Source organism: Tumidithrix helvetica PCC 7403 (assembly GCF_965232925.1).
GTDB lineage: Bacteria > Cyanobacteriota > Cyanobacteriia > Pseudanabaenales > Pseudanabaenaceae > Tumidithrix > Tumidithrix helvetica.
In genome coordinates this window covers 100,046-119,375 of record NZ_CBDDRA010000006.1, presented here as the reverse complement: position 1 = coordinate 119,375, position 19,330 = coordinate 100,046, and the positions used below count along the sequence as shown (strand labels likewise).

The following is a 19,330-nucleotide window of genomic DNA, read 5'->3' as shown; positions in this document are numbered from 1 at the left end:
TTTGTTGATAGATAGAACAAATGCTGCCTTGATGGAGCCATCAAGGCAGCATTTGTCGAGTTACTTAAGAAATTGATGTGAAATTATTTTGCCCCTGCGAACTAGGCTGAATGCATGTGCTAGAGCTTATGCCCCAAGCGATCGCAGGACAGATGCAGCATCCGCTGTCCAGCCGATAATTCCACCTTGAGCGCGAAGCATGGCAATAGTTGCTTGCTTAAATTCTGGGAAATAGCTCTCTGTACCGTCTTCAATTATCAGGCATTCATAGCCGCGATCGTTGGCTTCACGCATCGTTGTCTGGACGCACACTTCCGTAGTTACTCCCGTAAACAGAAGATGTGTAATGCCTTTCTCTTGCAGAATTGATTCCAAATTGGTACGACAAAATGCGCCTTTACCGGGCTTCAAGATTACGATCTCTCCCTCTTTAGGTTCCAGTTCTGGAATGATGCCATTCCCTTTCTCTCCGACGACGAGAATTCTTCCCATGGGGCCTTCATCGCCAATTTTTAAGCCAGATTTGGCTCGATGTAACTTTGAGGGTGGACAATCTGACAGATCGGGAGCGTGACACTCAATCGTATGAATTACAGGGAGTCCGAGTTTCCGAAATGCTTCTAGCAATTTCTTTACGGTGGGAACGATCGCTTGCAATAAACTAACATCATTTCCTAAGGCATCGCCAAAACCACCAGGTTCCAAAAAATCCCGTTGCATATCGATAATTACCAAGGCAACCTTCCCTGAAGTAGGAAGTTCGTAATCATAGGGTTGAGCCGCGATTGAAGTCATAGAGGTAGTTAGTTAAGGGATATTATGGGTCTGCTTGCATCACGACGGGTTTTTCCCAGATTGCCAAAACAATACAACCAGACTCGCTGGAAACACTATGGCTAGAGTCTGGGGGATTGATTACCAGAGTGCCTGCGATATGGGTTCCGTTGCGATCGGTCTGTTCCCCTGACAGAACAAATATATGTTCAAAGCCAGAATGGTTATGAGTGGGAACGCTTGCACCTTTTTGATAACGTAGCAGTGCAGCTCCCGCTGCTGTGCCATCTCCGTACAATCGATAGATGTCTACACCTTCGCGAAAGGTCTGCCAAGGTAGATTGTGATGGTTCGTCTGGATGTTGAATAGATCTTTGAAAATCAAAGCTCGTTCTAGGTTTAGCATTACAATTTTATTTTAAATTTAATGTCCTGCCATCTTTTGACCAATGGTGGCAAAATCAGCTTCCGCTGGTGTGCTCTCATAGGTAAATTTACCATCACTGATCACCATAAAGCGATCGGATAAAGCGAGAACTTCATCGAGATCTTCACTGACAAGCAGCACTGCCACCCCACGATTGCGAGCTTCCACGAGCTGTCCGTGAATGTACTCTACTGCGTTGAAATCTAGTCCAAACACAGGATTCGCTACAATCAAGAGATTAATCTTGTTTGCCGAAAGTTCTCTCGCTAACACAGCCCGTTGCACGTTTCCACCTGACAGGTTTCCAATTGGGGTGTCAGGGGAGGGAGTTTTGATGGAGAACACACCGATCAGGTTTTTTGCCATATCGCGAATGGCTTTAAATATTAACAGGATGCCTTTCGCCTGTGGAGGACGGTCAAATGTTCGTAGAGCAAGGTTTTCAGCGACGCTCATATGGGGGACGCAGGCATTCCGCAAGGGTTCTTCGGGTAAGGCATAGACATGGTGCTTTTGCATCTCTGCCCTTGTTGCACCATAGACTTCGCCATTGACTAAAATCTGACCACCCGTAGGAGGGCGCTGCCCAGAAAGGACTTCCACCAGTTCTCTCTGCCCATTCCCAGATACTCCAGCAATTCCGATGATTTCTCCACCACGAATGGTTAAATCTAATCCTTCTAAAGCCGGAAAACCATTGTCTTTATTGGCACACAATTCTCTGACTTCTAGAACTGGTGTTTCAGGATTTGTTTCGGTTTTCGCAACTTCTTTGGGGTCGCGTTGTTCGCCCAACATCATCGCTGCCATGTCAGCAACGGTGAGGTCTTTGACATAGCCATGTCCTGCAAATTTACCCTTGCGCAAAACGGTGACTTCATCCACAAATGCCATGATCTCGCGGAACTTGTGACTAATCATAAGCACGCTTAAGCGTCCTGCCGTAACTTCTTCTCGTAATAGCCCTAAAACTTCATCGGCTTCCTGAGGCGTAAGCACAGAGGTAGGCTCGTCTAAAATTAAAACGCGGTTTTTTAGATAAAGTTGTTTGAGAATCTCTAGTTTTTGCTTTTGTCCAGCAGCCAGTTGAGAAATGGGCATGTTCAGATCGATTTGGAAGGGTGAGGTCGCCATAAATTCTTCCAACTTGGCAAACTCAGTTGCCCAATTGATTACCATTGGCGTGTCAGGTCGCACGAGCAGCAAGTTCTCAGCTACGGTCATGGCTGGCACGACGGTAAAGTGCTGATACACCATACCCAAGCTATATTTACAAGCATCACGAGGACTATGGATTTCACGGGATTGTTTATCGATCAAGATCTCACCAAGCGTCGCTGGGTGATAGCCCATGATGCATTTGACTAAAGTACTTTTACCAGCCCCATTTTCACCAAGTAGTGCATGAAAGGTTCCTGGTTTTAGCTTGAGAGAAACTTGTTCGACAGCAGTAAAATTACCAAACCGCTTGGTCAGATTGACAACCTCAACTTCTGGAGGGAGATCGGATGGATTTGTTGTTGCCCTAGTCTCTGAACTGGTCGTTACAGGACTTACAACCTCACTCGTCATCTGACTCACAAAATCTGCTGATTCATTGGGTATACTGCCTGACATTGCTTTTCTCCTTTAGTTAAAAAATCTCCCTCCAACCACTGCGATCTCGTAACTGAATCGTTTTCAGTATCGTTTTCAGTTTATGCATTTAATCTAATATATTCAATCTATCGCCTCACTTAGGTAATCGCTGTAATTAATGCTTCAGAATCAGACACACTTCCAAATACGCCACCCTGCATTTTGACCATTTTTAAAGCGGCAAGGTGATTGCCATAGTCGGTGGCTGCGGTGCAATCTGACAGTAACAAACACTCATAGCCGCGATCGTTGGCATCTCGCATGGTCGTATGCACGCAGACATCCGTGGTAATCCCTGCCAGAATAATATTTTGAATGCCGTTACGTTTTAGTAACAAGTCCAGATCGGTGGCATAAAACGAGCCTTTTCCCGGCTTATCGATCACTGCCTCATTGGGTAAAGGGGCAAGTTCGGGGATAATCTCCCAACCCAATTCGCCGCGAGTTAGGATTTTGCCGCAGGGACCAGGATCGCCAATGCCTGCACCAATGCGACGCGATCGCCACCGTTTGTTATCAGGCAAATCCAAGAGATCGGGACGATGCCCCTCACGCGTGTGCATCACATGAAAGCCTTTTTCGCGCATGACTTTGAGCACGTTTTTAATCGGCTCGATCGGGGCGCGGGTTAAAGAAATGTCATACCCCATCTTGTCTACATAGCCACCGATACCGCAAAAGTCCGTTTGCATATCGATGATCAAAAAGACGGTATTCTCTGGTCTGAGATCGCCATTGTAGGGATAGGGGTAGGGATCGGCTTCAACAAACATAATCTATTCGGAATTACGGAGTTCAGTTTTTGGATTTGGGTTTTGAGTAGGGGCAATTCATGAATTGCCCCTACTCAAAACGATTATTCATTTGTACCTAAAGCACCCGGCGAACCTGCAAGGGTTCGTTTGGGCGAGCAGGTGATAATCATGATAATTAGCGTAAAGATATAGGGAGCGGCGTTGAACAGGTAGGGAAAAGCATTGATTCTGACCGCTTGCAGCGCAGGACCGATCGCTTGGGCTCCCCCAAACAACAAAGCTGCCCACAAACACTGAATCGGATTCCATCTGGCAAAAATCACCAGACCCACAGCCATCAGACCCTGTCCGCTAGAGATGGTCTCAGACCAAATCCCAGGATAGTAAAGCGAAAGACTAGCACCACCAATACCTGCTAAGCAGCTACCTGCAACGATCGCACAGGTTCTCGTCCAGATTACGGAAATTCCCATGGCACGGGCAGCACTGGGACTATCCCCCACCGCACGCACGTACATGCCCCAACGGGTGGACTTAAAGAACCAATACATTAACGGTGCGATCGCAATGCCAATCAACAACAGTGGACTGACTTGAAGCGCTGACTGAAGCGGCGCATAAGTGCTGCCGCCACTAAAATCAAATAAAGGAAGTTTAGGTGCTTGGGGTTTAATGAAGGGCTTGCCATAGAATGAAGCGATGCCACTACCAAAGATAAACATGGCAACGCCCACAGCAACGTCATTTACCCTTGGCAACTGCGACAGCCAAGCATGAATCAATCCCAAACCAATGCCAGAAAGACCTGCTGCCAAAACTCCCAACCAAGGATTTCCTGTGAGGAAAGAAACGGCATAGGCGGTCATTGCACCAAGTAATAACGTTCCTTCTAAGCCTAGATTAATTTTTCCTGATTTTTCGGTCAGACACTCACCCAAGCTCACAAACAAAAATGGAGCACTGCCTCTTAAGGTTCCTCCGATAATTGCCAGAGGGACGCCTAACCAATCTGCTGTTGCTTCTGCTGCCATTGACTCCTTTCTCCAGATAAATTAATTAGGGTTAATGTTAGATAGAAATGTTAGATAGAAATGTTAAATGGAACTTGCAACTAGATCTCAAGTAACAGGAGCAGCCTGTGGAGGCTGAGGAGCAGGAGCAGGTGGCTCTTCTCTTTGTTTAAAAATGTCGAACTTGCCATAGAGCGACTCGCTAAACAAAATCACCAAAAATACGATGCCCTGAAATACCAATACGGTTGCATCGGGTAGGTTGAACGATCTTTGCAGACCGCTACCACTAGCCAAAATCCCTCCGATCAGAATCGATACGAGAAACGCTGCTAGAGGATTTTGCTGAGCAATAAAGGCAACCGCAATGCCGTTGTAACCATAGTTGGCATTTAGGGAAGCATTTGCAGCATGGTGAATCGCGGCAATCTCAACCATCCCAGCAAGACCAGCACAGGAACCTGCCAGAAAACAAATAATCAGCGTTAACTTGCCGACGGGCAGTCCCGCAATCTTGGCGGCGCGAATGTTACCCCCTGTCATGCGCACGGCAAATCCAAACGTGGTTCGCTGAATCAAGAAGTAAGCAAGCACGCAAGCAATTAGACCATAAATTAGCCCGTAATGTACCCTCGAACCAGGGATAGAAAGTAACCAGTTTGCTTCAGCAATCGGAAATGTAGAAGGCTTATTCAAGCTAGCAGGATCGCGCATCGGTCCCTCAACCAAGGTATTGAGAATGGCGATCGCAATGTAGTTCATCAACAAACTGCTGATCGTTTCATTCACACCGCGATAGTACCGCAATGCCCCTACAGCCATGATCCACAAACCACCAAAGATAATTCCGCCCATCGCCATACCAATTTGGACAGCGATCGGAGGAACAGAAGTTCCTAGGGCAAGCCCTGCAATTATGGCACCAATACCACCCATAACCAGAGCGCCTTCATTGCCGATGATTACCATACCCAGTCGGGCAGGCAATGCCGTACATAAAGCCGTTAGCATCAGTGGCGCTGCCCGCACCAAAGTGCCTTGCCATGAAAAGGAACTACCAAAGGCTGATTTGTAAATTTCACCATAAACTGCAAAGGGATTCGAGCCTTTTGCTAGACAAAATAACCCAAACAGGAAGAGAGAAAATAGTAATGCCGCGATCGGAATCACTATTTTCTCAGCCCAAGACCGCCAGTTAGTAAGGAGACTGCTCATGATTTAACCCTTAGAATTAAGCCCCTATAGCGATTTTCAAATAACGTTAGTTGCGTGAATAAGTTGACCGAACAAAGCCTTAGCCCTTAGTACTGCCAATTACACCTTCCACTAGCCAATCCATCTTTTCTAGTTCTGGATCGATTTGTTTCAACTGCTTCTCTTTAGAAATCACCACCTTCCCTGTATTGTCTTTAATTTCGCCAGCATAGATCACCATACTGCCATCCATAAATTTTGCCAAAGCAGTATCGGCTTCTTTCTTGGTAGCAGCACTAACAGCGCTACCATAGGCTGACACCTTACAGAACTTCTCCTTCAACCCACCACGAACTAGGTGGGGAATGCCACCATCTGCCACAGACTTGCCAGCTTGGAACTGTTCGACATACTTGGCATAGACGTTACCCCAATCCCATTCAGCGCCTGTGAGATAGCCGTTTGGAGCCAGTTTTGCTTGATTGACGTGGTATCCAGTACAAAAGATCTTGCGTTTTTCTGCGGTTTCGATCACTACCTTAGGACTATCAACGTGACAGGTGAGAACATCAATACCCTGATCGATCATACTACTAGCAGCTTCAGCTTCTTTGACAGGTAAAGACCAGTCACCCGTAAAGATAACCTGTGTGGTGATCTTGGGATTCACGCTACGAGCGCCCAGAGTATAACTATTGATATTGCGCAACACCTGAGGAATTGGTTTGGCAGCAACAAAGCCCAATTTTCCTGACTTAGAGGTCAGCGCAGCCACAATACCCGCGAGGTACTCAGCTTCATCAATGTAGCCATAGTAACTACCAATATTCTTAGGATGTTTACCGTCTTGATATTGTCCGCCACAATGGAAGAATTGTACTTTAGGATTATCGGCAGCCACCTTAAGAATATGCGGATCGAAATACCCAAAGGAAGTAGGGAAGAGTACGTTTACCCCGTTTTGGTTAATCATACTCAACATCGTTTCCTGAACTTGGGCTGTTTCAGGTACACTTGCTTCATCTACAGTTTTGACGCTGGGCAACTTGGAAATTGCCTCTTTCCCATCAAAGTGAGATTGGTTATAGCCAAAGTCATCCTTGGGACCAACATAAATAAACCCAATCGTCAAAGCACTTGTTGCACTAGGTGAACCACTAGTTGGAGTAGTTCCTGGACTTGCTTTCCCAGGAGCAGGTGCTTGCTCAGTTGGTGCGCATCCTGTCCAAAGTTGAGATGTCAAACCAAAGGCAGAAGTAGCTAGAAGCCCGCGAATTAGCTGACGACGGTGTATGTATAAAGAATCTCTATCCAAGTTGCCCTCCAAAATTTATTCTTTAATGAGCTCGAGAGGAAGGTAGTGTTGTCAAGATATTGTTACCTAAGTTTAGATACAACTCTCGCCAAAAGGTAAGAACAACATATTTAGAACACTACCACTATCCAAACAGAATTAGAAACTGAACTGCATGCGTAGGTTACCCACAAAAACTGAAGGATTACTACTGAAGTTATTCGGGTTGAGAATTAGGTAAGCAGCAGGCACGAGGGTTATATTTTTAGTAATCGGTAAAGAGTAGGCAGCTTCTAGATCGTACTGTACGCCACCATCACCAGCACCAGCGACCAAAAGATTTCTACCACTCGTAAAGTTAAAGGGCATTACCAAAGAAAGGGTTCCCAATGCACCCTCTTTAAATAGATCGGGAAAAGCTAGACCAAACTGAAATGATTGCGTGGTTACACTTCCTGCTGAACCACCATTAGCTACCTTATTGAGGTTAGTAGAACTAATGCCATAGCGCCCAAATAGACCAAATCCTTTCGTTACCAGCCAATCAAAGTTAGCAACAAAGACATCAGATTGACCATTACTCAGTGCGCCACCCAAGCCATCATCAGCGATACCTACTAAAGATGGTGTAGCACCAGAACCACCCACTAAGCCAAAAACAGCTTGCAAGTTAGTACGGCTATACAATAGTCTGAGCGTAAAGTTTTCACTGGGTTTAAAACCAATCTCAGCAGTTAAAGCATTATTGCCACCGAACAGACCTTGGTTAGGATCTGCTGCTGAACGAGGAGCTGGCAAGAATTCATTATCCTCAGCTAGGTAAGCAACTTTGAAGTCAAAATTTTGCCCCAAGGGAGTCATGAATACAACACCCGCACCACGCTTGGCATTGGTAAGTAAAGGGCTATTAATCGAGTTAAAACTGCTAGCGCCATCCAAGAAAAGGGTAAAGCGGTTGTTATCAAAATACTTGTAGAAATTGACTCTTGCACCAACCACTAGGCTGGCTTTCTCAAACACTGGGAACTGATAAGAAAGTTCGCGCAAAACCACTTGGTTGGCGTTAGCTCCAGCTGTTTGGTCGGTAAATGGTACACCAGTGGTATTAAAGAAACCAAAAGAATTATTTTGGTTGTAGCTGTTATAGGGTGAACTGCCATTACCCATGGCAAGTTGTGTAGTTAGAACATCATTTCCTGTGAATGACGTCTTGAGGGTGAGCCAAGCCAGACCACTAAACGTGAGATTAGGTCTTGTCGCTGTTGCAACAACAGGAACACCACCAACTCGAGTACCCGTCTCAACTTTAACGTTATCGCCACCTGAGGCACCCGTGAGGTTAAAGAATACCAACCCACTGAGTTTTGTGGTGGTAGAAAATTGTTGTGCTTCTAGTTTAGCGGTTTTGGCTTCAAGCGCATCAACCCGACCGCGAAGGGTAGCTAACTCAGCTGCAAACTCTTCTTGGAGTTTCTGAAGGGCGGCAAGGTCTTCCTTACTAACTTTGTCGGCAAGACCAGCAGAGATAATTTCGTTAATTTTGTCTAGACAAGCATTCAAACCAGCAGCAAACTCATAGCGAGACATTGCCCTCTGACCGCGATAGGTGCGATCGGGATAACCTGCAATGCAACCATAGCGCTCTACTAAGGACTGAAGTGCTGTAAATGCCCAGTCAGTTGGTTTGACATCACTAAGCTGCGACACAGAGGTTACCTGTGCCATTTTGCCTGATGCTCTGGAGCCATCTCCTTCTTTGCCTAATGTGGAGACTTGAGGTAGAAGTTGCGATACGTCTGTTGTCTGAGTTGTTGTTGTCTGAGTAGTTACGGTTTGCGCAGTCAAATCACGACGGTAGTTTGCACTAGAACTAGGGTTGCTAACCACATCGGTAGTAGGTTGAACAATAACAGAATCCTTGTTGGTAGGACTTACGTCAGGCTGAACTGTAACTTTAGATGTCGTGTTGAGCGACAAATCTGATGGCTTCACCTCTGCAGTAGCACTAGCTGCAAACGCTAAAAAGCTCAAACATGCCAGACCTGAAACATTCTGGATTAACCGATAGCTAGAATTGATTCTATTCATTTCCTACACACCAAATTCCTACGTTTCTACAACTTTATTTTTACTTTTTACATTCTCTTTTCTCAAAAACAACCTCCAAGTTAGGAGAACTTACGCAAGACGAGAACCAAATGAAAGAGAATCTCTTAATTTAGATGGACACCTTAACTTGTAAGTAGATAACCAGCTTGGAGGAAGGCGAGATGTTAAAGCTTAACCAAACCTTAGCAAGGATATACACATGTAAATGTATAGCCGATTACATCTTTTATATGTTCAAATTCGAGTGAGGGGAACCATTTCCAAAACAGATCGAACCCAATTACGATCGCATTTCTAGTTATTTCCTAAGATTTATTGCGAAATTCTAATAAAGGGTGATAAACCAGAATGAGTTATAAACTCTCAAAAATCCTAATGACTGAACTTTGTCTGAATATTGAGAACCTCATCCATGCTTATCGAGTCGGCAGCTTAACACCGACTAAAGTCATCCACCAAATTTATCAACGAATTGAAGAATGTACTGATAATCCAATTTGGATAACACTGCTCGATCGCTTGATCGTTCTGCGATCGCTAGAAGAACTTGAAGAAAGAGTTCGGATTCGAGGATTGGAAGCTTTCCCCTTGTATGGAATTCCTTTTGCGGTTAAAGACAATATTGATGTGGCGAATTTACCCACTACGGCAGGATGTCCCGCTTATGCCTATCAGGCGTCACAACATGCCACGGTTGTTGAGAAGTTGCTGGATGCTGGGGCAATCTTAATTGGGAAGACAAGTCTCGATCAGTTTGCCACTGGTTTAGTGGGAACGCGATCGCCTTGGGGAGCCTGTCGCAATGCCTTTAATTCGGAATATATCAGCGGTGGGTCTAGTTCTGGTTCGGCGGTGGCAGTGGCTAAGGGATTCGTCAGCTTTGCCTTAGGAACAGATACGGCGGGTTCGGGACGGGTTCCTGCGGCATTTAATAATATTGTCGGACTGAAGCCCACCAAAGGATTGCTCAGTACTTTTGGCGTGGTTCCAGCCAGTCGTTCGCTGGATTGCGTCTCTGTTTTTTCGCTCAATTGTGAAGATGCTCGACGCATTTTTGAGATTACACAGGGCTTCGATTCACAGGATAGTTATTCTCGTCCTTTTCCTATTGAATCCCCTAAGGCATTATCCAAGAAGGAATTTCGCTTTGGTGTGCCCAAGTTAGAGCAACTGGAATTTTTTGGCGATCGCGAAGCCAGTCAGTTGTTTGAGCAAAGTATTCGCAACTTGGAATCTTTGTCTGGTCAGCCTGTAGAAATTGACTTTGCGCCTTTTCGAGAGGTCGCTCAATCCCTCTATTCTGGTGCATGGATTGTAGAGCGATATAGTGGCTTAAAAGAATTTGTTGCCAGTCATCCCGATGATGTTCTTCCAGTAATTAAGCAAATTCTCTCTCTCGCAGAGAAGTTCTCCGCAGTTGATGTGTTTGATACGTTGCAAAATCTCCAAGCCCTCAAACAAAGGACTCATAAAGAATGGGAAAAGATGGATATCCTTCTTCTTCCCACCACAGGAACCATTTACAAGATCGCCGAAGTTGAAGCCGAGCCCATTCAACTCAACAGTAATTTAGGATATTATACGAACTTCGTGAATTTATTGGATTTATGCGCGATCGCTTTACCCGCTGGATTTCGCAAGCAGGAATTTAATCATGGATTGCCCTTTGGTATCACGCTGATTGCCCCACCCTTTAAAGATGTAGGTCTATGTGAAATAGGAACAGTTTACGAGCAGGTATTTAGTGATGCGTTGTTATGATGTGTAGCAATCCGAAATAAAATATACATTGTGTTACCCAAAGGTATTCTATCAAGGGGTATTACCCAGAACTATTCTCGAATAAATAATTATCAGGCATCGCAATGTCCTACCCATTACCCGATGATCCCCTTGGTCGAGCTTGGATAGAATTATCTGGCACTAATCCGATGTTAGTTGACCAGTATCGACCAACATTGGTGGCTTTCTTGGCTTTTGATCGCGATCTCAATGCTAGTCTGCAAGGAACTGGATTTGTTCTCGCTGGGAACTCAAACCTAGCCATAGTGATTACAGCTCGCCATGTTCTCACAGAAGGCATCGCGCCAATTCAACGACCACCGACTCATGCCACATCTGCAATATTCATACCACAGCGAACTATAACTCCATCCTTAAGCCCAGAACATCTCAAAGTGGTATGGATGGGAGATAACTCGGTAGGACTGCTCAATGTATTATTTGCATCCTTCAACAGTAGTACGGATATAGCAGCTTGCATCGTCGCTCCACAGGAGATCGATCCTCCCCCATTTGAGCCCATGTCCGTGCCATTTCACACAGTTATTCCTCGCGTCGGAGATATCGTTCAGATGGTCTCAATTGACAAGATGGATGTAAGTGAACTCGCACAGCCAGAAGATGCTGGTGGTCGAGGTCAGATTCTTAAGATTTTCCGTCGTCTTAGCATCAGAGTTGGGACAGTGACAGGCGTATATCCACAAGGATATCGCCGCTTTAAATGGCCTTGCTTCACCACATCTATTCCAGCTGAACCTGGAATGAGTGGAGGCTTTGTCTATCTCCCAATAGCTGATGCAACGGTGGCAGCATGTGGTGTTGTAAGTGCAGATTGCTCAACGGTCGAATCACGCACAGATCAAATGCTTTGTGGTGAGTCAATCATTGCCTGTTCTTGGACCGCACTTGGACTTCCAGTTCCAGAGGCGATAGGTAATTCTTCAAATCATACATTGCTTGATATGGTGAGGAGTGGAAATTTAGATGAACCAATTGGAGGCATTAATCACCTTCAAATCATCAGCGACAATGGGACTGTACGAATCGAGATGCAAAATTTATAGTGCCTTCGAGCCCTATATCTCATATCGGATTTCTATATAGTGAAGTCAAACTTCACGCTCAACCTTAACTTTATTTTTATCTTTTACCTCTTTCTCTTATGACAAACTCTCCAAACAGTACGCCAGATTGGTCAGTTGCAATCCAAGTCGCCGTAGTGGGAGCACATCTGACAGGGCAACCACTCAATCACCAACTCACGAGTCGTAATGCCACACTGGTTAAAGCTACACATACAGCACCAATCTACAAGCTGTTTGCCTTGGCGGGAACTGTTCCAGCCAAACCCGGACTGGTTCGCATCGATCCCCGTATCGATCGGGGTAGCAGAATTGAGATAGAAGTTTGGGCAATGACTGCGGCAGATTTTGGTTCGTTTGTAGCTGAAATCCCCTCCCCTTTAGGTATTGGTACATTGCTTTTGGAAGACAACGAAACGGTGAAAGGATTTATCTGCGAGCCTTATGGACTCACCAATGCCAGAGATATTTCTAGTTATGGGGGATGGCGTGCCTATCTCGCCGATCTGACTTAGGAGTCAGCTCTGGAATTTAACTGCGGAATAAGCGACTGTACTGGGTTTCATGGGTCATGCTAGAGATCGCAAGTCCCCAGCTACAGCTTTCCATTTCATCGTCAGCAAGCATCAGCAACGAATCCTGCGATCGCTCGATTTGGGCGTTAAAATCAAACAGGATTTGTTGTCCTACGGTTTGTCCCAATGGAATCAGCTTTACCCCCGCACTCACCAAATTTGCCAACCAACTATGTAGATACGCGATTAGCGCTAACTTTTCATCAATTAGCCATATTGCTGCTGTGAGTCCATAAGCGATCGCGAGGTTACATCCCTGTCCCTCAGAATTCCCTCTAAAACTGGGAAGCGAAGCCACTAGATTTGTAAGGTCAGAATCTGCAACTTCAACAGAATTTCCATTCATGTCGCTAACAAGTTTGAGCAGAGATTGTCCCATTTGCCAGCTTTGCAGGCGTAATTCCTCAGTTTCTCTGGTGGCTGATAACCAATTATTCCAATATTTGAGGGAATTTCCATCTTTTTTCTGGGTTGCCCGATAGGCTCTTAGCATCACCGCAGCTTCAATCCGAATTGCCCCATACTGTAGCTCTTGTCCTAACCAGTGTTTTAAATCCTCTTGATTTTGAATTGCGCCGCGATCGCAGAGGGTTTCTAAACCCTCAGAATAGCTGTATGCACCAATAGGGAGAGCGGGACTTGCCAACTGTAACAGTCGTAAAAGCTGAAAGTTCTTAGCGATCATGATTGTGCGCGTGAGAATGCCCGTGATGTGAATGGCTGTGGCTAGAATGAGAGCCATTTCCATAGGCTCCTGATTCAGGCTGGAAAGGTAGAATCTCTTCTTTGAGATGCAGTCCTAGCTGTTCCAACATGTTTTGCAAAACCGAATCAGGTGACAATCGGAGATATTCCGTGGTGACCTCTAAGGGAACGTGACGATTGCCCAAATGATAGGCAGCTCGCAGCAACTCTAAGGTGTTATGGGCTGTCGCTGTGATTACAGGCTCTGGTTTAGCAATCACTTTCACAACAATAGATTCATGGTTTTCTCCACGCAGCAAATCACCATCAAGGAGTACCGTACCTCTGGGCAGTTGTAGGTTGACTTCTTCACCTTCCACGGTTGTGAAGCGATGTCGGCTGCGCGTGCGTTCTTCCGCATCAAGCGCTAAAGTCAGGGTATGAAGGACTTCCTGCTTTGCTAAATTTACATTTTGAGTTGAGAGTCGTTGGGTCAAAACTAGCATAGGAAGGTCTGTATCGGTTTGCTTGAGATCGATCCTACTGCTAATTGGCTTAGGATGGCGATAGTTCGTAACTGAGCTATTAACCGATCGATCGCGATCCTGATGGGTCATTGCTTAAAAGCCCTTGAAATATGCGTGCGAGTATAGGTTCTGTTATTTCCCTCAGTCAATCCTGCAAATCCCTAAAGCTAGCCATTTCTTGCCAGATAAACGCCAGCCTATCACCATAGATTAAGTTATTATAAATGTAGCTCTAGTTTCTCGATCGCTGCCATCTATAATTATGCTCATGATAGAACATGACGTAATTATTGTTGGTGGTGGGCTGGCAGGATCGAGAGCAGCCGTTGCGATCGCGCAGACCAATCCCAGTCTCAGTGTGGGCTTGGTTTCCAAGGTGCATCCCATTCGATCGCATTCTGTGGCAGCACAGGGAGGAATTGCCGCAGCACTCAAAAATGTTGATGCCCATGATGACTGGCTCACCCATGCCTTCGATACGGTGAAGGGATCTGATTATTTAGCGGATCAAGATGCCGTCGAAATTCTCACCAAATCAGCGGCAGAAGTCATTATCGACCTAGAGCATTTGGGGGTTTTATTCTCGCGGGCTGAAGATGGTCGCATCGCTCAAAGGGCTTTTGGCGGACATACAAATCGTCGCGCCTGCTACGCTGCGGATAAAACGGGGCATGCGATTTTACACGAATTGGTAATGAACCTGTTGCGTCTTGGTACCACGGTCTATCAGGAATGGTACGTGATGCGGCTGATTTACGAAGAGGGTGAGGTCAAGGGTCTGGTTGCCTATTGCCTCGAAACGGGAGCGATCGAAGTCTTTAAAGCGAAAGCCGTTCTATTTGCTACAGGTGGCTATGGGCGCGTATTTAACACGACTTCCAATGACTTCTCTTCGACCGGGGATGGCCTGTGTCTTACCGCGATCGCGGGATTGCCACTGCAAGACATGGAATTTGTACAGTTCCATCCCACTGGTCTATATCCTGTTGGCGTATTGATTTCTGAAGCCGTGCGGGGAGAGGGAGCCTATTTGATTAACGATCGCGGCGAACGCTTTATGGGAAATTATGCGATCAGCAAAAATAAAATGGAACTATCGCCCCGCGATATCACCTCGCGCAATATTGCCCAAGAGATTCGTGAAGGACGCGGTATCAATGGTGGAGCCTACGTGCATTTAGATGTGCGGCATCTAGGCAGAGAAAAGATTATTAGTCGGATTCCCTTTGCTAGAGAAGAAGGAATGCGGATGTTAGGCATTGACTGCATCGATCGCCCGCTACCGATCAGACCCACCGTTCATTACTCTATGGGTGGCATTCCTACCAATATTGATTGTCAAGTAATTGGACTGGATAGTCAGCCGATCGCAGGCTTTTTCGCTTCAGGGGAATGTGCTTGTCTGTCTGTGCATGGTGCCAACCGCCTCGGGGCGAATTCTCTGTTGGAATGCGTCGTATTTGGGAAACGTTCGGGAGAAAAGGTAGCTGAATATGTGCGCGATCGCGCCATGCCCAAATTTGACTCCGCACTCTATCACAATGAGGCTGAAGTAAAAACTAAAAATCTACTTGCCCATCAAGGAAATACGCGCATTGCCGAACTGCGTCAAGCCTTACAGGATTTAACTACCGAGCATTGTGGTATCTTTCGCGATCGCACCAGCCTCACCGAAGGTTTAGAGAAATTACAAGAACTCAAGCATTGCTATGCCCAAAATTTATATCTTGACGATCGCGGCGAAGTCTTTAATATGGAACTCACCGCAGCTTTGGAACTAGGCAGCCTGCTGACTGTGGGTGAAATTATCATGACCAGCGCTTTGTCAAGGCAAGAGAGCCGAGGCGCACATTCACGAAGCGATTATCCCAATCGCGATGATAGCAATTACCTCAGACATTCTCTTGGTTATCTGGAAGAGAATACGGTGAAGACAGCTTTTCGTCCCGTGAATTTGAGCTTACAGGCTATGGATCGCGATCGCTTCACCCCGCAAGAGCGTAAGTATTGATTTTGGGTTATATCAAGTCCGAAGTTTATGGATGAAAAAAGATGGCTATGCGCTTAAAAGTACCTCAAAGTTTACTTCCGATCGCATTTCTACCGTTTTATGTGCTTGCCACATTAGCGCCCCAAGCGATCGCAATATCCCCCGCCGCGATCGCCCAAACGCAAGGACAAACGGAATCTAAAAATGAGGCGAAAAAGCTCTATCAGCAGGGTTCCCAACTCTTCGAACGACAGGACTATGCTGCCGCACTGACCAAATACCAAGCTGCTTTGAGGATTTATCAACAGATCGGAGATCGCAGCAACACCGCACTCACACTGATGGGCGTAGCCATAACCCATGAGAAGATAGGTCAATATCGCGATGCATTACCTGCTTACGAGCAAGCACTTAAGTTAGTCCAAGAGTTAGGGTTTGCCGCTGCTGTGCCCACCCTTACGATGTCTATTGGGCGAGTGCATTCAGCATTAGGCAACCATCCTCAAGCGATCGCTCTTTATGAAAAGTTAATTCCTAGCTTGGCAACAGATAAGAAAAGCCTTCAACAAATCGTCGCTAGCCTTGCCAATGCCTATCGCCTCACGGGGCAGTTTCCTAAAGCAATCGAGGCAATTAAGCAATCCTTGACACTGGCAAAAGAACTAGGAGACCCTGCAAGCCAAGCGACCGCGCTCACTAGCATGGGTGAAATCTATCGCAACTTAGGAGAATACGATAAAGCGCTTGGGGTTTACGAACAGGCTCTAAAACTGCGCCGCCAGCTCAATGATTCTTTAGGTATCGCGATTACGCTCAATAATATTGGCTCGATTTACAATCATCAGGGGCTATATGAAAAAGCTTTAGAGACTTTTCAACAAACGGCAAAACAATTTGAAGCCCTAGGCGATCGCGTCAGTTTAGCGATTACGTTCAACAATATAGGCAGTGTCTATGACGATCAGGGCAAGCCCGATCTAGCACTGGCATCTTACCAGCAGGCGCTGGCGATTCAGCAAGTATTAGGGCGAGATCAAGAGCAGTCCAATACCCTGAACAACATTGGAGGGATCTATCTTGCTAAGAGTGAGTATGCCAAAGCTTTTGAGATCTTTCAGCAGGCGTTGGCACTCAAAAAAAAGACGAGCGATCTAAATGGCGAAGCGGTGGTGCTGTCTAACATTGGCACAGTGTATAGCCGCAAAGGCGAATATGCTAAAGCGCTAGAATTTTTTGAGCAAAGTCTGACAATTCACAAAAATACAGGCGATCGTTCTGCGCAATCTAGCACGATCAACCAAATTGGGAATGCCTATTTCAACTTGGGAAACTATAGCAAGTCATTAGAGGCTTTTCAGCAATCTCTAGCACTGAGTCAAGCGATTGGCGATCCGCTCAAAATTAGCAGAACGCTCAATAATATTGGTTTGGTTTATAGCGAAGTCGGACAATATAGCGAAGCGATCGCTGCCTATCAGCAAGCACTCCGCATTACCGATGAGATTCGCATAGAAAGCACGCGCAGCACTGTCCTTAATAATCTTGGCTCCCTATATTCAGCGATCGGACGCTACAGTAAAGCGATTGAGTTTTTTCAGCAGATTTTACCCACCCTCAGAAAACTAGGAGATCGAACGGGAGAAGCGATCGCACTCAACAATATTGGCTCTAGCTACGATAATGAAGAGCAATACGACAAAGCCCTAGAGTTTTATCAGCAGGCGCTGAAAATTTCTCAAACCCTAGGCGATCGCCGTAACGAATCAATCGGTCTGAGCAATATCGGACTAACCTACAGTAACAAAGGCAATTACGCGCAAGCACAGAATTCCTTAGAGCAAGCCTTACAAATCAATCGGACTTTGGGCGATCGCGCCAGTGAGAGCATATCTCTGCATAATTTGGGGCGTACCTATCGACTCCAAAAACAATACGATCGAGCCTTATCATTGTACGAACAGGCATTGGATATCACTCGTTCCATTGGCGATCGACAAAGAGAAAGTATGATGATTGCAAGCGTAGCGACGACTTGGGATCAAATTGGAGAAAAAGAACTCGCGATCGCCTTTTTTAAGCAATCAGTGAATCTGCGCGAAAGTATTCGCAATAACCTGCGTGGACTTACTAGAGAAGATCGAGGTGCTTACAAACAAATTATTGCCAAAGACTACCGCACTCTTGCAAATTTACTGTTGCAACAAGGGCGGGTTATGGAAGCATTGCAAGTACTCGATCTGCTTAAGGTTCAAGAACTGCAAGACTATCTGCAAGATGTGAAAGGGAACGAGCGAACGGCAAAGGGCATTGAACTTTTGCCCCAAGAACGACAACTTTTGAGTGATTACAAAACTGCCAACCGAGCAACGTTAATTGCTCAAATCAAGCAGAATGCTCCTGCATTTAACCTGCAAATGCAAGTATACCAAGATTTGCAAGATCGCCTAAAGCAAACGAGTCAAAAGGTAGCGCTCTATTATCCCTTACTACTTGAAGATCGATTAGAGTTGATCGTGTTTTTACCCAACACTCCTCCAATCCACCGTTCTGTGAAAGTTACACAAACGGAAATGGAACAAGCGATCGCGGCGTTTCGCTCCGATCTGCAAGATGCCACTTCATTGGATGCAAAAGACTCTGGGCAAAAGCTTTACAAATGGCTGATTGCCCCTATAGCACAAGACCTTCAGCAAACACAAACGATTCTCTATGCCCCTGATGGTCAGATGCGTTACATTCCATTAGCTGCATTATATGATGGAAACCAATGGCTGATCGAGCGTTATGCCATCAATCAAGTTACATCTGCCAGCCTTACCGATTTAGCGCCACGACCTTTTGCGATACCGCGTGTGATTGCTGGAGCATTTACCCGAGGGGAGGTCAAGCTCGAAGTCTCTGAACGGAAATTTGCTTTTAGCGGATTACCTTTTGCAGGAAGGGAGGTTGAGGGGATTTCCTCTAGTCTTTCCGAGGTTACTAGTGTTGTGAATCAAGACTTCGATCGCAACAGCATTCTCAGTCGGCTCAAAAGCCATAATATCATGCATCTGGCAACCCATGCTGCCTTTGTACAGGGCACACCAGAGGATTCTTTTATTTTGCTGGGCAATGGCGATCGCTTTAGCCTGCGAGAAGTGCAAAACTGGAAACTAGAGAATATCGATCTTGTCGTACTGAGTGCTTGTCAGACAGCCGTCGGCGGCAAGTTGGGTAATGGAGAAGAAATCCTTGGTTTTGGCTATCAAATGCAAAGGGCTGGAGCAAAAGCAGCGATCGCTTCGCTTTGGACTGTTTCTGATGGAGGGACGCAGGCTCTCATGGATCTGTTTTATGGGAATTTGCGTCAAAGCAAGTTCTCAAAGGTGGAAGCCTTACATCAAGCTCAACTCAGTCTATTGCGAAACAAGTCACTTAATTTTTCGCATCCCTACTATTGGTCTGCCTTTATTTTAATTGGGAATGGTTTATAGCTTATGAAGTTCTTTA

The 19,330-nt window shown here is 45.8% G+C and carries 15 protein-coding genes; 5 read left to right on the top strand and 10 right to left on the bottom strand.

Annotated features, from left to right (window positions below; genetic code table 11):
• Positions 1 to 126 precede the first annotated feature (126 nt).
• The 8 genes from ACP2WE_RS07755 to ACP2WE_RS07720 form a co-directional block, all read right to left on the bottom strand.
• Positions 127 to 795 (bottom strand): cysteine hydrolase family protein, encoded by a 669-nt coding sequence (locus ACP2WE_RS07755; protein WP_425214982.1) that lies wholly within the window; start codon positions 793 to 795, stop codon positions 127 to 129.
• Between the two features lie 22 nt (positions 796 to 817).
• Positions 818 to 1,180, bottom strand: coding sequence for a cupin domain-containing protein (locus tag ACP2WE_RS07750; protein ID WP_425214981.1), 363 nt, complete (start codon positions 1,178 to 1,180; stop codon positions 818 to 820).
• Between the two features lie 18 nt (positions 1,181 to 1,198).
• Positions 1,199 to 2,818: an ABC transporter ATP-binding protein gene (locus ACP2WE_RS07745; RefSeq protein WP_425214980.1), complete on the bottom strand. Its 1,620-nt coding sequence runs from the start codon at positions 2,816 to 2,818 to the stop codon at positions 1,199 to 1,201.
• A gap of 119 nt (positions 2,819 to 2,937) precedes the next feature.
• Positions 2,938 to 3,612: a biuret amidohydrolase gene (biuH, locus tag ACP2WE_RS07740; protein ID WP_425214979.1), complete on the bottom strand. Its 675-nt coding sequence runs from the start codon at positions 3,610 to 3,612 to the stop codon at positions 2,938 to 2,940.
• Positions 3,613 to 3,695: 83 nt separating this feature from the next.
• Positions 3,696 to 4,625, bottom strand: a complete 930-nt coding sequence (locus ACP2WE_RS07735) for an ABC transporter permease (RefSeq protein WP_425214978.1) — start codon at positions 4,623 to 4,625, stop codon at positions 3,696 to 3,698.
• A gap of 87 nt (positions 4,626 to 4,712) precedes the next feature.
• Positions 4,713 to 5,819 (bottom strand): ABC transporter permease, encoded by a 1,107-nt coding sequence (locus ACP2WE_RS07730; RefSeq protein WP_425214977.1) that lies wholly within the window; start codon positions 5,817 to 5,819, stop codon positions 4,713 to 4,715.
• A 79-nt stretch (positions 5,820 to 5,898) separates the two neighbouring features.
• Positions 5,899 to 7,113, bottom strand: coding sequence for a BMP family ABC transporter substrate-binding protein (locus ACP2WE_RS07725; RefSeq protein ID WP_425214976.1), 1,215 nt, complete (start codon positions 7,111 to 7,113; stop codon positions 5,899 to 5,901).
• A gap of 138 nt (positions 7,114 to 7,251) precedes the next feature.
• Positions 7,252 to 9,180, bottom strand: a complete 1,929-nt coding sequence (locus ACP2WE_RS07720; protein WP_425214975.1) for an iron uptake porin — start codon at positions 9,178 to 9,180, stop codon at positions 7,252 to 7,254.
• A 396-nt stretch (positions 9,181 to 9,576) separates the two neighbouring features.
• Between ACP2WE_RS07720 and atzF the strand changes: the two genes are divergently transcribed.
• From atzF to ACP2WE_RS07705, 3 genes are all read left to right on the top strand, one after another.
• Positions 9,577 to 10,962, top strand: a complete 1,386-nt coding sequence (gene atzF / locus ACP2WE_RS07715) for an allophanate hydrolase (protein ID WP_425214974.1) — start codon at positions 9,577 to 9,579, stop codon at positions 10,960 to 10,962.
• A 104-nt stretch (positions 10,963 to 11,066) separates the two neighbouring features.
• The gene (locus ACP2WE_RS07710; RefSeq protein ID WP_425214973.1) at positions 11,067 to 12,047 is read left to right on the top strand and encodes a hypothetical protein; all 981 of its coding nucleotides are present in this window, start codon (positions 11,067 to 11,069) and stop codon (positions 12,045 to 12,047) included.
• A 98-nt stretch (positions 12,048 to 12,145) separates the two neighbouring features.
• A complete protein-coding gene (locus tag ACP2WE_RS07705; RefSeq protein WP_425214972.1) occupies positions 12,146 to 12,580 on the top strand; it encodes an allophanate hydrolase-related protein in 435 nt (144 codons plus the stop codon).
• 16 nt (positions 12,581 to 12,596) lie between these two features.
• On the opposite strand, the gene ACP2WE_RS07700 is transcribed toward ACP2WE_RS07705, so the two are convergent.
• Together ACP2WE_RS07700 and ureE are read right to left on the bottom strand one after the other, a co-directional pair.
• Positions 12,597 to 13,382 (bottom strand): urease accessory protein UreF, encoded by a 786-nt coding sequence (locus tag ACP2WE_RS07700; RefSeq protein ID WP_425214971.1) that lies wholly within the window; start codon positions 13,380 to 13,382, stop codon positions 12,597 to 12,599.
• Positions 13,315 to 13,830, bottom strand: a complete 516-nt coding sequence (ureE, locus tag ACP2WE_RS07695) for an urease accessory protein UreE (RefSeq protein ID WP_425215068.1) — start codon at positions 13,828 to 13,830, stop codon at positions 13,315 to 13,317. The genes ACP2WE_RS07700 and ureE overlap by 68 nt, the downstream gene beginning before the upstream one ends.
• 289 nt (positions 13,831 to 14,119) lie before the next feature.
• On the opposite strand from ureE, the gene ACP2WE_RS07690 reads away from it, so the two are divergent.
• Together ACP2WE_RS07690 and ACP2WE_RS07685 are read left to right on the top strand one after the other, a co-directional pair.
• Positions 14,120 to 15,862 carry a succinate dehydrogenase/fumarate reductase flavoprotein subunit gene (locus ACP2WE_RS07690; RefSeq protein WP_425214970.1) on the top strand — a complete coding sequence of 581 codons (1,743 nt, stop codon included), beginning with the start codon at positions 14,120 to 14,122 and terminating at the stop codon, positions 15,860 to 15,862.
• 41 nt (positions 15,863 to 15,903) lie between these two features.
• Positions 15,904 to 19,314 carry a CHAT domain-containing protein gene (locus ACP2WE_RS07685; protein WP_425214969.1) on the top strand — a complete coding sequence of 1,137 codons (3,411 nt, stop codon included), beginning with the start codon at positions 15,904 to 15,906 and terminating at the stop codon, positions 19,312 to 19,314.
• The last annotated feature ends 16 nt before the right edge of the window (positions 19,315 to 19,330 follow it).

Coding starts and splice junctions, on each gene's coding strand:
- ACP2WE_RS07755 (WP_425214982.1), bottom strand. CDS start 795: ATGACTTCAATCGCGGCTCAACCCTATGATTACGAACTTCCTACTTCA.
- ACP2WE_RS07750 (WP_425214981.1), bottom strand. CDS start 1,180: ATGCTAAACCTAGAACGAGCTTTGATTTTCAAAGATCTATTCAACATC.
- ACP2WE_RS07745 (WP_425214980.1), bottom strand. CDS start 2,818: ATGTCAGGCAGTATACCCAATGAATCAGCAGATTTTGTGAGTCAGATG.
- biuH (WP_425214979.1), bottom strand. CDS start 3,612: ATGTTTGTTGAAGCCGATCCCTACCCCTATCCCTACAATGGCGATCTC.
- ACP2WE_RS07735 (WP_425214978.1), bottom strand. CDS start 4,625: ATGGCAGCAGAAGCAACAGCAGATTGGTTAGGCGTCCCTCTGGCAATT.
- ACP2WE_RS07730 (WP_425214977.1), bottom strand. CDS start 5,819: ATGAGCAGTCTCCTTACTAACTGGCGGTCTTGGGCTGAGAAAATAGTG.
- ACP2WE_RS07720 (WP_425214975.1), bottom strand. CDS start 9,180: ATGAATAGAATCAATTCTAGCTATCGGTTAATCCAGAATGTTTCAGGT.
- atzF (WP_425214974.1), top strand. CDS start 9,577: ATGACTGAACTTTGTCTGAATATTGAGAACCTCATCCATGCTTATCGA.
- ACP2WE_RS07710 (WP_425214973.1), top strand. CDS start 11,067: ATGTCCTACCCATTACCCGATGATCCCCTTGGTCGAGCTTGGATAGAA.
- ACP2WE_RS07705 (WP_425214972.1), top strand. CDS start 12,146: ATGACAAACTCTCCAAACAGTACGCCAGATTGGTCAGTTGCAATCCAA.
- ACP2WE_RS07700 (WP_425214971.1), bottom strand. CDS start 13,382: ATGGCTCTCATTCTAGCCACAGCCATTCACATCACGGGCATTCTCACG.
- ureE (WP_425215068.1), bottom strand. CDS start 13,830: ATGCTAGTTTTGACCCAACGACTCTCAACTCAAAATGTAAATTTAGCA.
- ACP2WE_RS07690 (WP_425214970.1), top strand. CDS start 14,120: ATGATAGAACATGACGTAATTATTGTTGGTGGTGGGCTGGCAGGATCG.
- ACP2WE_RS07685 (WP_425214969.1), top strand. CDS start 15,904: ATGGCTATGCGCTTAAAAGTACCTCAAAGTTTACTTCCGATCGCATTT.